Consider the following 13,983-nt stretch of genomic DNA (forward strand, 5'->3'; position numbering starts at 1 on the left):
TGTATAGGTTTTGGCCATAATAAATGTGATGCGGGCCATTCAGAGGTCGTTTCAGCCCGGGACTGTGGCCAAAGGCCATATCTGCCCTGACATGCCCGAACTCTGAGCCTGCGTGTAAGACCAACCTATTTATAAGTGGAATGGCTCTTTAACCGTGGACGTGAAGGTGGGGATGAAGATCCCTCCCCAGCTCTGCATGGTGTGCAGGGGAGGGAAGCTGCTGTGCGGCCTGACGTTCTGCCCCATCGAGGTGGCCAACACACTGAAGCCCAGGGTTACGAGCGTGACAGGGAACGAGGTATACGGGTCGTCGCCACCGTCTGTGTTCGTGGGCCGGCACAGCTACCCCAAGGTGAGGGTTTACCCATCGGCCCCTCCGGTCGTGGGGGACACAATGCTCTACGAAGATTCCGGCAGGTGGCTCTCCATGGACATGGAGGAGTTCCTCTCCATGAGGCTATCCCTGCTCCGGGGCGGCATGCAGGTGAGGGACGTTTCAGTGGCAAACCCGGACTACACGATGCAGGAGATACAGGTCATGGCCATCTCCTCCAGGCCTGTGGAGATCGACATGAGGGTCTCGAAGCCGTTCAGCGAGAGGAGTGTGAGGCTGAGTGAGGACACGCCTCCCATGGGCCCCTCTGCACCCCTGCAAAAGATCGCCATATCAGAATCTAAGGCGGACCAGAGGGTAGAGAAGGCCTTCTACGACACCGATCTACTGGCCAGTGAGGCCATGTCATCGCTCTACAGGAGCGGTGTCACGGTCAGCCAGCTGACCAGGGCTCTCAGCGTGGGTGCCCTCGGCACGGGCAGGAGGAGAAGACTAGTGCCGACAAGGTGGGCCATCACCGCTGTTGACAGCACACTCTCAGATGCCCTTGTAAGGAGGATAAAGGGTTACAGCGAGCTCGGGGAGTTCCTGGTCTTCAGGAGGGAGACGCCTGGCAACCTCTTTGTGGGCATACTCGCACCTTCAACATGGAGGTACGAGTGGGGCGAGGCCTGGTTCCCAGGGAGCACATGGAATCTCTGGGGAACGAACCCGGAGGTCATGATCGATTACGAGGATTACCGGGGGCGTGACACCTACCCTGACATAGGTGGGTGCTACTACGCGGCGAGGCTCGCTGTGGCCGAGTACCTCGACGCTGTGAGGAGGCAGGCAGCGCCCATCCTGTGGAGGGAGATCTATCCCAGCTTCAACCTGCCCGTGGGGGTGTGGTACGTCAGGGAGAACCTGAGGGAGATGTTCAGATCCAAGCCGGAGAGGTTCTCCTCACTGGCAGAGGCGCTCCGGCACGCAAGCATCGGGATGAGGGTACCGCTTGAGAAGTGGGTCTCCAGGTCACATGTGGTCAAGGCCCTGCGTTCGGTGACGCTTGACCACTTCATGGGTGACATGCATGATGGTGATCGAGGCTGAGGCCAGGAGGGCACTCTCACGCTCCGGGATGCCCGAGAACGACTATGCGCTGAACCCGTACCTTGGCTGCCAGCACGCCTGCGCCTACTGCTACGCCATGGATATGACGCGCTTCCCGGATGGTGCGGCATGGGGGGACTTCGTGATAGTCAGGAAGAACATCGTGAGCCTACTGGAGGCGGAGATAAAGGGGAAGAGGAGAGGGATAGTGGCCCTGGGCACCATAACAGATCCTTACCAGGCTGTGGAGGCCAAGTTCAGGCTTTCCAGGGGGTGCGAGGAGGTACTGCTCAGGAACGGGTTCTACACAACCATACAGACCAAGTCACCTCTCGTGCTCAGAGACCTGGACCTCCTGAAGGCACACAGGGACATGGTCGATGTTGGCCTGACCATAACGACCCTGGATATGGAGGCGGCCCTCAGGGTGGAGAGGAAGACCCCGTCCCCTGAGGCCAGGGCCCGGGCGCTCAGGGAACTGGCCAGGAACGGGATACGGACATGGATATTCTACGGGCCAATAATAAGGGGATACAACGACAGCAGGGAGGAGGCGGAGAGGATCATAGGGCTGGCAGCAGAGACCAACTCCGAGATCTTCTTCGATAGATACAACAGGCACAGGCTCTCGGACATGGAGATGAGCAGGGTCTTCGGTGGATTGAGCGTGGAGCCCGGCGGTAAGTGGTACAGTGAGATTTCATCATGGATAGTGGAGAGGTGCAGGCGCGAGGGGGTGAGGGTGAGGGTGCAGTGGAAGGAGAGCAGGCACACCCTCAGGTCGACGAGCCTCGACGACTTCTCCGGGCAGTGAACGCCCCCGGTGCAGGGTGGGCCCTTTTCCCCTCAGGGCCAGTCCATGGCACACTTTCCTGTTCTTGGGACAGAAATGCTGGTGGCAAGCCACATGGTATCCTGTATCGCCTCCACAGGCCTCGCATGTGCTCAAGGCCTGAAACTGGGAAGCGTACAAATGGAGGGCAGGAAAGAATATTTATCTAAACTCTCAATGAAGATAGTGGCCAGTACCTGACCATACCTGGCCACGGTGATCACTGCATGACAGTTGTGACTAGCCCCACTCTCCTCTTCATACCGGAGTCTGAACTCATAGTGGACTATGTGCTCTCATTCGCGGCCCTCGCCTTTGTCCTCGTATCGTGGTACCTGATCTACAGGAGGGCAGGGATAACCCTGGGCATGGCGCTTTCATACTTCAGGTCAGACTGGAGGGGTTTCCTCTCCAGGGTCTTCGTTTACGGCTTCTTCCACAGGAAAAACGTGAAGAACCGTTACGCCGGCACCATGCACGTACTGATATCCTACGGTATCCTGATACTGTTCATAGCGACCGCCCTCATCTTCCTGTCCCACGACATTGTGAAGCCGGTCGCGCACCACGGCATACTGAACGGTGGCTTTTACCTGAACTTTGAGTTCTGGGCCAACCTCGGGGGCGTCATGCTGCTGGCCGGCACCCTCATGGGCCTGGTAAGGAGGGGCAGGGGTAAGGTGATGCTCGAGACAACGGAGCAAGACTACATAATCCTCCTGGCACTCCTGGCCCTTGACCTGGAGGGCTTCTTCCTGGGGGCCCTGAAGATATACGCCTTCAGGGAGGGCTTCGATGTGTTCAGGTTCGTTGAGTACCCGCTCAGCTACGTCTATTCCGGCCTTCCATACACCACTGCAATCGTCCTCTACAGGTCTCTCTGGATGGCCCATGTGCTAACAGCCTTCGCACTGGCTGTGTACCTGCCCTTCTCGAAGCTGTCGCACATGGTCATGTCACTAATACTCATAGGCGCGAAGAGGCCCAGGGTGAGGGGCGCCATGACCACGCCTTTCCTTCTCACTGAACTCATGGCCTCCGGAAACTTCGACATATCCATAGGCGTGAAGAAGATAAGCGAGCTCCCGAAACTCAAGAAGGCGGAGGCCCTTGCATGCACCAACTGCGGGCGGTGCGAGAGGGCCTGCCCGGCCGTGATGTCAGGTACCGACCTCACTCCCAGGCTCGTTGTCCAGAATATAAAGGCGAACTACACCTCAGACGGTGAAATGACACAAGTTGTGCTCTCCGAGAACGCCACCTGGTCCTGCACGACGTGCCAGGCCTGTGTGGAGGAGTGCCCTGTGCTCATAGACCCACACTCCTTCATCATGGAGACCAGGAGGAACCTTGTCATGGAGAACAGGACAGGCAAGGACATGCAGGCGTACTTCAACAATCTCACTAACACGCGCAACCCCTTCGGGAACCCGCCCTCGGACAGGGATGCTATGCTGCAGTTCGCACCGAAGTTTGACGGGTCGCAGGAGGTGCTCTACTGGGTAGGCTGCATGGGGGCATTCGATCCCAGGGACAACAAGACAGCAAGGGCGATCATAGAGCTCCTTAAAAAGGCAGGCGTTAGCTTCGGCATCCTCGGGTCGGAAGAGGCATGCACGGGCGAAACTGCAAGGAGGATGGGAGAGGAGGGTAGGTTCCAGGAGTTGGCCCTGCAGAACATCGACACATTCAACCGGTACGGGGTGAAGAAGATAGTGACAGCGTGCCCGCACTGCTACAACACCTTCAGGAACGAGTACCCGGAACTTGGCCTGAAGGCCGAGGTGTACCACCACTCACAGTTCCTCTCCTCACTCATAGAGAGCGGTAGGCTGAAGGTGAAGAACAGCGAGGTAGTCACGACTTACCACGACCCGTGCTACCTCGGGAGGATAAACAGGGAGTTCGAGAAGCCCAGGAACATAGTGCAGAGCACCTCAAGGCTGGTGGAGATGGAGAGGTCGCGGGAGAGGAGTATGTGCTGTGGTGCGGGTGGGGGCAACTACTGGTACAAGGTGCAGTCACAGAGGAAGATAAGCCAGATAAGGCTGGAGCAGGCCATGTCCACTGGTGCTAAGAGGCTCGCTGTTGCCTGTCCCTTCTGCATGCCCATGCTTGAGGACGCGGTCAGGACCTCCAACAGCGAGGGCAGGATAGAGGTGAAGGACATAGCAGAGCTCATTCTTGAGAACCTTGCCGATTAACCCTCCTCAGGGGGTTCCACTCCTTAACCGTAGAGAATATCGTTATTGTCTCCGTCTTCGCAATACCCTTTGTTTCCCTGAGCCTGTCGAGGACGAAGTTGCCTATGTCCTCCATGGACGGTGCCCTGACCTTGAGGAGGAGGTCCCACTCACCTGTGACTATATGCACCTCCTCCACCTCCGGCATCTGGGCAACCCTCTTTGCCAGCTCCCGCTGCGTGACCTTCTCGCTGGGGTCGAACTCTACGAATATGTATGCGGTCACCGGGAGCCCTATGAGCTTGTAGTTCGGTATGAATGTGAACCTCTGGATCACGCCCTCCCTGACCAGGTTCTGCATCCTCTCGTAAACTGTCACCCTTGGGATGCCTATGGCGTTCGATATGTCGGATATCTTTTCCCTGCCCCTCTCCGAGAGGTAGCTGAGTATCTTCCAGTCCTTGTCGTCCAGTTCCATCCCGCATGTATATGCCGATAGTATTTAGACATTACGTCTAAAAAATCCCGCCGTAGCATGGAATAATTGACGATTATTCTCATTCTGGAAACGAATGTTAATATTGGATGCTCCGATCTGACATTATGCAGACCTACGATGTAGTATCTTACACCAACGAGCATCTGTCCGACGAGAGGCTGGCCATAGCGCTTAGGGTACACACCACGGTGAGGCAGATCCTGGGGGACTTCTTCAGGTCCAGAGGCTTCATCGAGGTGCCGCCTGTTATTATCTCTCCCCTCACAGACCCCCTGAACCATCCCGTTTACGATCCCTACATAACGTACTATGACGAAAAATACGCCCTGACGAAGAGCATGATATTCCACAAGCACCTCCTCGTCTCGCACTTTGACAAGATATTCACCTTCTCCCCGAACATAAGGATAGAGACCCCCGACAAGGCAGAGACGGGGAGGCACCTGAGCGAGTTCACCCAGATCGATGTGGAGGCAAGGGGGGCCACAAGGGAGCAGATGATGTCCCTGGTCGAAGACCTCATGGTCGAGCTGGTCAGCAAGGTGAAGGAGAAGCACGCGGACGACCTGAGGAAACTGGGGAGGAAGCTCGAGGTACCCAGAAAGCCATTCAGGCGCTACCAGTACCTGGAGGCAGAGAAGGAGTACGGGAAGGACTTCGAGGCTGTGCTGTCAAGGAAGGAGAAGGACATGTTCTGGATAATAGACATACCACTGCAGGCCAGGGAGTTCTACGACAGGGAGGACCCCTCCAGGCCCGGGATACTGGTTGACATGGACCTTATCTATCCGGAGGGCTTCCAGGAAGCGCTGTCTGGTGGTGAGAGGGAATACCAGCTGGACAGGATACTTGAGAGGATAAAGAAGAAGGGGCAGACCGAGGAGCAGTTCAAGTGGTACATAGAGTTCGCCAGGCGTGGCCTTCCGCCCTCTGCGGGCTTCGGCATAGGCATAGAGAGGCTCGTGCGCTACATATGCGGCTTCAAGAGGATAGACGACGTGCACCCGTTCCCGAAGGTCCCGGGGAAGTTCTCACTGTAGGATGCCCATAAGATTGAGGGCTTCCAAAATAAATATTTTTTATTTCAATAAAATTGTTCCACACAGTTCCGCAGATGCCACGGTATCTTCACGGTGGCGCCAGGAGGTGCTGCGGCACTGCAAGTATTCCGGTTACAGCCGCGAGGACAGAAGCCACGACCAGTGCAAGCCAGAAGAGGACGAGGACGACGGTCCATCCCTTCGAGACGTTCTGCTTTCCCGGGAGGGAGTCGTATATGAGAGTGGTCGGGAATGTCAGGACACCTGCGATGCCGAATGCCAGGTAGAGGCCCAGCATGGCGATCGGGCTCGATGTCATGTGGTCAAGGTATGCGTTGTAGCCGTAGTATATGGCCATGAGGCCTGCGAACAGTGCTATTATGCCAACGTACTGCAGCTTTTGCTTCATGTATATCGCAATGGCCATGCCTATTATTATGAGGCCCAGGAGCGTGTAGGGGTCGTAGAAGAGTATGTTGTAACTGCCCGGCAGTGGCCATGTCATCTCGCCGTAGATACCCATTACGGTTATGAATAGGCCCAGCACGAGCAGCGGGAAGAAGCCTGGGTAGAGGGCGGACTCAACATCCGCGTTCCTGGAGCGCCTGTACTGAAGGTACGTCATGCCCGTCATGTATATGGCGAGCACGCCAACCAGAGCGAGGGTGAACAGCTCCAGGGCAAGGTCATCTATGAACGCCATTTCTTATCACCGAACAGATAAATATGTGCTTATAATATAATGTTTCCACCTAAGCGCTTAGTCCAGATGCGCATGGGACTAATTCCGTGGCGTTCAAAACCTGAGAGAGCGGAATCACTCTGGCTTCCGTGAGCGACCCGCTGGCCCCCCATCTCGCACGGTATTTCCAAAGGGTGCGAATTACTGCAGCCAAGATCTTTCCGGGCCCTGCAGAAAAGGTGAATGGGTTGAAGTGCACAAAAATGGTTTCTTAAAAAACTAAAAGGAGGGGTGGCTCACCTCTTCCTCCTCTCCACACCGAAGTATATTCCTAGGCCGAGTGCGACCAGAGAGGCAGATATGGCTGCCACGCCCACCCAGCCGTCCACAGATGTCAGGTAGCCTGGGTGCTGTGCCTGCTGGTACTGGCTGAGCTCAGACTGCAGCTGGGCGACCTGGCCCTCCAGCGACATGATCTGCTGCTCCTGCTTGGCGGTCAGGTTCTGGTAGTACGCGATCTGTGACTGCATCAGGGACACCTCTGACGCGTACTGCGAGTCCTCCTGCTGATATGCACTGAGCTGTACCTGGGCCTGCTTCAGGGACGCCACGCTCTGGTTGTATTCCGATTCGAGGGATGCCACCGATGCCCTCAGCTGCTCCACTGTTGAGTTTGCCTGCGAGAGAAGTGCTGAAAGCTTCTGGTTTGCCTGCTGGCTTGACTGCAGGGCTGCCTTCAGCATGTCTATGGTCTGGATCGCGCTGGCATACTGGGCCTCCACATTGTTCAGATCTGAGGTGAGCTTCGCCTGTTCGTTGTCTACGTAAAAGAGGTATGAAGAGGATGTGCTCAGGCCGGTGGGCGTTTCCACTGTGAAGGTGAGCGTGTAGAAGCCGTCCATGAGGGCAGAGGTGTTCCAGTCGAATGTTCCTGTGAGTTCATTTGTCCTCATCAGGACCTGGCTACCGGAGGCGCTGGACAGCGTCAGCACTCCGACCGCTCCGCTCCCGCTGGCCCAGGACCCACTATACGAGATGTTCACATCTCCAGTAACAAGGCCTACGTGCGATGGCACCATGCTGGCCTCTGGGTCCATTCCGGGATTCGGTATTGTTATCTGGTACTCCCACACGATGGGTTTCTGGTTGTCCACTATCTGGAAGGTGAAACCGAAGAAGGAGAACGATAGTGTGAGGTCATTGAAGCCCGACGCCACCATTGTGAGGTTAATGGGCTGGCCCGCAGGCGGAAGCTTGGTGAAATCTATTGGTATGACGCCGTTGGAAACGCCGCTGTAGTTCTCGCCCACCTGTGAGTTGTAGAAGAGCGGTGGGTATGTTACGTTCACATACTGGCCGCTCATGTTGCCTATGGAGACGTTCACGTAGTTCACGTACTTCATGCCTGCAAACGTAATGTCACCGACCAATGCTGTGTTGTTGGAGGCGAGGTGCACGGAGGGTATGAAGTCACCGGCCTGGGGTTCGATGTAAACGGTGACAACGTTAGATGTCAGGCCCCTGTATGTTGCAACGAGCTGAACCACCTGTGTGTAAAGCGGGCCGTTGTTCTCTGCGAGCAGCGCATCTATCCAGAAGTTGAAGTTGCCCCTGCCGTCTGTGAGGAAGTGGCCAACAGTCACTCCGGGAGCGTAGGAGGCGAGAGGCACGGTTGGGTCCTCGATCACGAACTCGCTGAGGTTCACAGAGATCTCGCTCACAACTGCGCTCGTCACCGGCTGGCCGTTAAGCATGACCTCACCGGGTCCGAGTCCGTATGTGTTGTAGAATCCTGTCTCGCCCGTTGTGAACATTGGCACCTCTACCGATGAGTTCTCGGCAATGCCCTCAGGGTTCGTTACGGTCAGTTCCAGCTGCCCAGTTGCATTGGGCAGCGCCACACCGAACTGCTGGAAGTACCACGCAGGTACCTGGGCAGGTGAGTGCGCCACTGTGATGTAGAAGTAGCCCATCTCGGTCAGGTTTGCGTTTATCTGTGGCTGTGTGAATGAGGGCGTGTATGTGAACGTCCCGTTCTGCGATGGGGTTATCATCTCGGTCTGACCGCCGCTGTACGCAATGACCCTGTAGTTGCTCCCAGCCACTCCGCCGTTCGCCAGCACTATCTGGAACGTGTATGTCTGACCGGCGGTCAGCATGTGGAAAGGCTCAAGGCCGGAAGGCGTCACCTGCATGAGGCCGAAAGACGGGTTCAGCATGGAGTAGCCCGCCTGCGATGTGCGGCCCAGGAGGTCCTGAGACATCAGCGCTGCGTTGAGCATGCCGAGGCCTCCAAGGAACGTCCAACCGCTGTCAACCGGGTTGAATATCGTGGCGTACCAGCCTGGCAGCGTGGGATCAGCGGGCTGGCTTATCGAGAGGTTGAACAGGTACCAGGAGTATGAGTTCACCGGCCCGTAGCTGAAGTTGTGCCCGATGTCCTGCATGGGCACGAACGGGTTTACTACGCCCATCACGTTCGCCTCGTATGCGTTGTGCACTGCGAACAGTAGGTAGTTTATGTTGCCCATGTATGGGTTCGTGCTGGGCAGCAGCATGGCCTGCTCCTCTATGAGGGCCCACTCAGCAGCAGAGATTGGCGTTGCGAAAGATGTGCCACCGTAGAACAGGTTCCATGTGCCGAACCCATATATTGTCATGTTGAACGATGCCGCACCAGATATTATGGGATCGAGGAGGGCACCGTCCTCATACACGTCTATGCCCGCCTCGTACCAAGGCTGCTGCTCCATCACCGACTGCCCGAAACCGCCTCCGACCTCACCCTTGAATGTCCCTCCGAGGCCTCCGCCGTAGGACCAGTAGGTGTAGGTTGCCAGGGATGTTGCCTGTGCAACGTACATCTGTACTGGCGGGAAGAAGGATGTGTCGTTCACTATGACGTTAGTCACAGGGTACTCCACACCATTATCCGCTGCTGTGGTCTGGCCACCGCCCACCGAGGTGGCTGCAGGTGACTGCGACGGCATGCTGGGCGATGCGGCCATGGAGTTTGACCCTTCGTCGCCTGCGGCGAAGAAGTTGGTCACGCCCACGGCGTTTAGTTCAGAGAGCAGGGTGTCCTCTATCGTCACATACATCGGTGAGCCTTCAAAGACTGCCTCCCACTCAGGTGCACCGTAGGAGTTGCTGTCTATGCTCACATTGGTTGCACCCTGGAGTGCACCGAATACGACGTTGCCAGGGGGTATCATGGAGATGTTGGCATCGTGCGTCAGGTACTGGGCTATGAAGGCGTAGGCCTGGTCGAAGCTCGTGAACTCAGGGTTGGGCACTGCGACCACATCAATGTGGGCAAGGGGTGCCATTGCTGCAATGTACTCCATGTCTAGCTCGGTCTCCAGTGTCCAGCCCCATATCAGGCCATCGATGTAGCCCTGGAGCGGAGAGCTTATCCCAACTCCTATATAGGTAACCCTGTCAGGCACCTGGTTGGGGTTCCCGAACACCTGCTGTGAGAACTGGGCTATATCTGGGAAGTACGGGAAGCCCACTTCGACCACCGCCACGGTAATGCCCTGTCCCATGTCAGGAACGCCGTTCAGAGTGTCCTGGCCGTTCCACAGGTACTCCGCTCCGGTGAGCATGTGCATTGTGCTCGGGTATATGATCTGGTAATTGCCAACATCCGATACGAACAGCACCTGCTGTGCCTCAGCTGCAGGCATCCACGTGTAGTTCGCGTATGTTATGTTCTGTATGTCGTTCAGCGATGGTATGTACTTCACATCCGACCCGGCGGGGGTGATATTGCCCTGGTAGTGCACCGCAGTCATGTTCGGCGATATGCCGTACGGGAGCGCGAGGTCTGGCTGTGCGATCATGCCATTGAGGCCACTTATGCCCGAAACATACTGGGTTATGAAGCTAGGCAGGGAGATGTCAGATGTGGATACATAGAACACAGGCGTGTACGTTGTGCTGCCCTTGACAGCACTCTCGTTGCCAAAGAGGGGGTTCCAGAGCCCCGTAGAGGTGTAACTGTACTTGAACGCCCCTATGTTGGTGTTCAGGGCCCTCTCCATCTGCTCCACTGTGCCCGAAACGGTCATTGTGAGCCTAGATGCGCTCGGGAACACGGTGAGGCCGTAACCCTCGAAGTATTCTGCCAGCTTAGAGTAGAGTTGCTGATTCAGGCCGAACATGTCACCTAGCTGGGCCGCAGTGACATACTGCCTGTATATGGGGCTCGATGGGTTATAGAGGTTGTTAAGGAAGCTCTGGAAGCCGCTCGCCGGCTTGAACGAGATAACGATGCTTACCTGCGCGTTCGGATTCATTGCAGCCTGGTCAGGCACAAGCGAGTACTGGCCAGTTATCTGGCTGGCCTGTGAGAAGCCATCGGTCCCAGGAACAGCAGCGAAGGACTGCCCAGAACTGTTGACTGCATTGCTGTGGACTGTTCCGTGTGAGCCTGCGAAAAGGAGGGAGGCTGCAGACACAACCATCAGCAACGCTATGGCTAGCACTACGATCTTGGTTAACTCCCGAGTCAAGGGATCACCAAAAATATATGGTGTTCTCTGTATTTATATATTATGAAAGTTTATTATATTTTTATATTACGCAAAATAATTTACACCTATGCTGCAATACTGACATCAGAGCATGAATTATGACATGAAGGTACAAAATTTACATGAACTTAGGGAAGGGACTCTCCACTGCAGTGGCCAGATGGACACAGCTTGCTGCACCTGCCACTCGCTTGAGTGAAAAGTGGTAACTATGTTGACCGGAAGGGCCCGGTATTGCTCCACACCACTGTACACTCCATGGACTGCGAAAGATATTTATTGGATACAAAAATCAGGTACTAAATTCTGTGATGATGGGTTCCTATGACTGATCTTCTTGAAGAGTTTGAACAGAAACGCGAGCACTTAAGGAAACTGGTTGAGGAACACATTAGCAAGAGGGACGAGGCTGCCCAGAAGAGCCACGAGTATGCGGAGAAGAGGGATGAGCTCAACGCAAAGGTACGTGAGATGCGTGAGGCAGTGAAGGCAAAGATGAACCAGAAGTCTGAGCTCATCGCACAGGTGCAGAAGCTGCGCGCGGAGAAGGAGGAGCACTACAAGGCGCTCTCGGAGCTCAGGAAGGAGTACAAGAAGATAAGGGAAGAGGCGAACCTGAAGAGCGTGGACATCAGGGAAATAAGGGCCAAGGAGAAGGAGCTCCAGAAACTCGAGACCAAGCAGCAGACAACGCCTCTTACAAAGGAGGACGAGCAGAAGGTCGTCGCGGCCATCAGGAGGCTGACCAACGAGATTAAGAAGATGAAGAAGGACCGCGAGGAGGAACTCGCGAACAACGAGAACGTCAGGGCCCTCCAGGAAAAGATTGAGAACGAGAGGAAGATGGGGGAGGCCCTGAAGAAGCAGATCGATGAGATATCGCAGAAGATCAACGCACTCAGTGAAGAGATAACGAACGACCTGGCGCAGCTGGACGAGACGAGGAAGCAGGCAGATCAGTTCCACGAGATGTTTGTGAAGTACAACCAGGAGTCGGAGAAGGAACACGAGGCCTTCATACAGGCGAAGAACGACCTCAGGGACCTTGAGAAGGTAATATCCACGCTGAAGACCAAGGCAAGGACGACAAAGAAGAAGGAGAAGGAGAGCGACCTCCAGAAGAAGGCCATGACACTCTTCGACAAGTTCAAGAACGGGGAACAGCTTACCACGGAGGACCTCCTTATCCTCCAGAAGGCCGGTTTCCTCTGATCAAATATAAATACCCTTTGTTAATTTATTGACGTATGAGGGCCACACTTGCAGCGGGATATGCCCTTATCGTTGCAGGAGTGGTGCTCTACTTCGTGATGGCCTTCCTTGGCCTGGCCCACTTTGCCCTTTTTGTTGTGTTCCCGGTAGTTTACAGCACACAGGCCATAGCCCTCATACCCTTTGCCCTGATATTCCTGGGCATAGTGCTCCTCATGCTTACCCCCTTCGTATACATGAGGAGGCCTGTGGAGTTCGAGCCGTACGGGTTCGAAGACCAGCTGGGCCAAGAGGCTCAGGAAGAGGGTGAGAGGGAGAGGAAGAGCTCCTTCGGTGGCCTGGTCATGATAGGGCCGGTGCCGATAATATTCAGCAATGACAGGAAGATCACATACGCTATGATAGCACTGGCCATAATACTAATCGCTGTTTTCCTCTTCCTCTACTTCCGATGAGAGCGATACGTTGTAAATCCTTGACCTGCTCTGGAGGTTCAGGTGCGGGGCGAGCACGCTGTCGGATATCTCGCACTCTTCCCCTATCGTCGTGTTCCTCATGATTACGGAGCCGCTCACCGTAGTCCTGTCAAGTACCCTGACATTGTCCATGAGGATCGAGTTCCTCACCTGCACACCTTCCCCGATCACAGTGCCGTCATAGATCGCTGATGCCTCTATCACGCTGTTCCTCCCGATCTTGACGCCCTCGCCTATGTATGCAGGGCCCTTTATCCTGGTGTTGGCGAGGAGGTGGAGGCCAGTCTTGATTATGACCCTGCCGGACACGGACTCGCCGGAGACCTCCGCACCGTACTTGCTGACCATCATCTGGTTCGCCTTGATCATATCGTGTGGCCTCCCCGTGTCCAGCCAGGTGCCGGGGCACTCGTATCCCATGACGCTGTAGCCCTCTTTTATGAGCCTGGGGAACAGCTGCTTGGCGAAGTCATAGGGCTCACCGTCGGGTATCTCATCGAGTATCTTCGGCTCTATCACGTACATGCCGGCGTTTATCGTGTTCGAGAAGGTCTCCTCCCTCGAGGGCTTCTCCAGGAACCTGACGATCCTCCCGTCCTCCGTCTCGACTATGCCGAACTGCGATGGGTCATCCACCTTTGTCAGGGCTATCGTCACGTCCGCCTTCCTCTCCCTGTGGAAGCGCAGGAGTTCTTCGATCCTGAAGTCGGACAGTATGTCCCCGCTGCCCACGATGAAGGTCTGGTCTAGGAACCTCGATACCAGCTTCACGCTTCCAGCCGTTCCGGCTGGCTCTGGCTCCACGGAGAAGAGGACGGATAGGTCGTTCTGCTTGTACTTCAGCACTCCCGTGATCAGGCTCTCGAACTTGTAGCCTGTGGTGATTATGGCATCCCGTATGCCTGCTGAATAGTATGAATCGAGGATGTACCCTATGCATGGCTTCCCTGCAATTGGCACGAGGGGCTTTGGGATCGAGTAGGTGATCGGTCTGAGCCTTGTGCCCTTGCCCCCTGCCATCACTACAGCCTTTATCCCGGGCATACTGAGATATTGGGCTTGCAGCTATATCGTTTTTTCTGAAACCCCCTGAGA

The 13,983-nt window shown here is 55.7% G+C and carries 10 protein-coding genes; 6 read left to right on the forward strand and 4 right to left on the reverse strand.

All coding sequences use genetic code 11. From position 1 onward, the window contains the following. Positions 1–154: 154 nt before the first annotated feature. The 3 genes from IEW66_RS01795 to IEW66_RS01805 all read left to right on the forward strand — a co-directional run bounded on the left by IEW66_RS01795 (position 155) and on the right by IEW66_RS01805 (position 4,462). Positions 155–1,426, forward strand: a complete 1,272-nt coding sequence (locus IEW66_RS01795; RefSeq protein WP_229657432.1) for an Nre family DNA repair protein — start codon at positions 155–157, stop codon at positions 1,424–1,426. Continuing rightward, a complete protein-coding gene (locus IEW66_RS01800) occupies positions 1,407–2,240 on the forward strand; it encodes an SPL family radical SAM protein (protein ID WP_188679792.1) in 834 nt (277 codons plus the stop codon). Before IEW66_RS01795 ends, IEW66_RS01800 begins: the two co-directional genes overlap by 20 nt. Before the next feature lie 245 nt (positions 2,241–2,485). Then, positions 2,486–4,462: a heterodisulfide reductase-related iron-sulfur binding cluster gene (locus IEW66_RS01805; RefSeq protein ID WP_188679794.1), complete on the forward strand. Its 1,977-nt coding sequence runs from the start codon at positions 2,486–2,488 to the stop codon at positions 4,460–4,462. Here the strand turns inward: IEW66_RS01805 and IEW66_RS01810 are convergent. After that, entirely contained in the window at positions 4,437–4,919 is a 483-nt protein-coding gene (locus tag IEW66_RS01810) for an Lrp/AsnC family transcriptional regulator (protein ID WP_188679798.1), read from the reverse strand. The two genes, IEW66_RS01805 and IEW66_RS01810, sit on opposite strands and share 26 nt — an antisense overlap. Before the next feature lie 125 nt (positions 4,920–5,044). On the opposite strand from IEW66_RS01810, the gene IEW66_RS01815 reads away from it, so the two are divergent. Beyond that, a complete protein-coding gene (locus IEW66_RS01815) occupies positions 5,045–5,980 on the forward strand; it encodes an asparagine synthetase A (RefSeq protein ID WP_188679800.1) in 936 nt (311 codons plus the stop codon). An 88-nt stretch (positions 5,981–6,068) separates the two neighbouring features. Here the strand turns inward: IEW66_RS01815 and IEW66_RS01820 are convergent, their stop codons facing one another. Then, positions 6,069–6,683, reverse strand: coding sequence for a DUF981 family protein (locus tag IEW66_RS01820; protein ID WP_188679802.1), 615 nt, complete (start codon positions 6,681–6,683; stop codon positions 6,069–6,071). 275 nt (positions 6,684–6,958) lie between these two features. After that, positions 6,959–11,179 (reverse strand): protease pro-enzyme activation domain-containing protein, encoded by a 4,221-nt coding sequence (locus IEW66_RS01825; protein WP_229657433.1) that lies wholly within the window; start codon positions 11,177–11,179, stop codon positions 6,959–6,961. A 345-nt stretch (positions 11,180–11,524) separates the two neighbouring features. Between IEW66_RS01825 and IEW66_RS01830 the strand changes: the two genes are divergently transcribed. Next, positions 11,525–12,412 carry a coiled-coil protein gene (locus tag IEW66_RS01830; RefSeq protein ID WP_188679804.1) on the forward strand — a complete coding sequence of 296 codons (888 nt, stop codon included), beginning with the start codon at positions 11,525–11,527 and terminating at the stop codon, positions 12,410–12,412. Positions 12,413–12,447: 35 nt separating this feature from the next. Next, positions 12,448–12,867, forward strand: coding sequence for a TIGR00304 family membrane protein (locus IEW66_RS01835; RefSeq protein ID WP_188679806.1), 420 nt, complete (start codon positions 12,448–12,450; stop codon positions 12,865–12,867). Here IEW66_RS01835 and IEW66_RS01840 read toward each other — a convergent pair. After that, positions 12,832–13,932 (reverse strand): sugar phosphate nucleotidyltransferase, encoded by a 1,101-nt coding sequence (locus tag IEW66_RS01840; protein WP_188679808.1) that lies wholly within the window; start codon positions 13,930–13,932, stop codon positions 12,832–12,834. The two genes, IEW66_RS01835 and IEW66_RS01840, sit on opposite strands and share 36 nt — an antisense overlap. Between the last annotated feature and the right edge of the window lie 51 nt (positions 13,933–13,983).

This window comes from Thermogymnomonas acidicola, assembly GCF_014646795.1.
Classification (GTDB): domain Archaea; phylum Thermoplasmatota; class Thermoplasmata; order Thermoplasmatales; family Thermoplasmataceae; genus Thermogymnomonas; species Thermogymnomonas acidicola.

Bases quoted from the DNA above. Each gene is read 5' to 3' on its own strand.
- IEW66_RS01800 (WP_188679792.1), top strand. From the start codon at position 1,407: ATGATGGTGATCGAGGCTGAGGCCAGGAGGGCACTCTCACGCTCCGGG.
- IEW66_RS01805 (WP_188679794.1), top strand. From the start codon at position 2,486: ATGACAGTTGTGACTAGCCCCACTCTCCTCTTCATACCGGAGTCTGAA.
- IEW66_RS01810 (WP_188679798.1), bottom strand. From the start codon at position 4,919: ATGGAACTGGACGACAAGGACTGGAAGATACTCAGCTACCTCTCGGAG.
- IEW66_RS01815 (WP_188679800.1), top strand. From the start codon at position 5,045: ATGCAGACCTACGATGTAGTATCTTACACCAACGAGCATCTGTCCGAC.
- IEW66_RS01820 (WP_188679802.1), bottom strand. From the start codon at position 6,683: ATGGCGTTCATAGATGACCTTGCCCTGGAGCTGTTCACCCTCGCTCTG.
- IEW66_RS01830 (WP_188679804.1), top strand. From the start codon at position 11,525: ATGACTGATCTTCTTGAAGAGTTTGAACAGAAACGCGAGCACTTAAGG.
- IEW66_RS01835 (WP_188679806.1), top strand. From the start codon at position 12,448: ATGAGGGCCACACTTGCAGCGGGATATGCCCTTATCGTTGCAGGAGTG.
- IEW66_RS01840 (WP_188679808.1), bottom strand. From the start codon at position 13,932: ATGCCCGGGATAAAGGCTGTAGTGATGGCAGGGGGCAAGGGCACAAGG.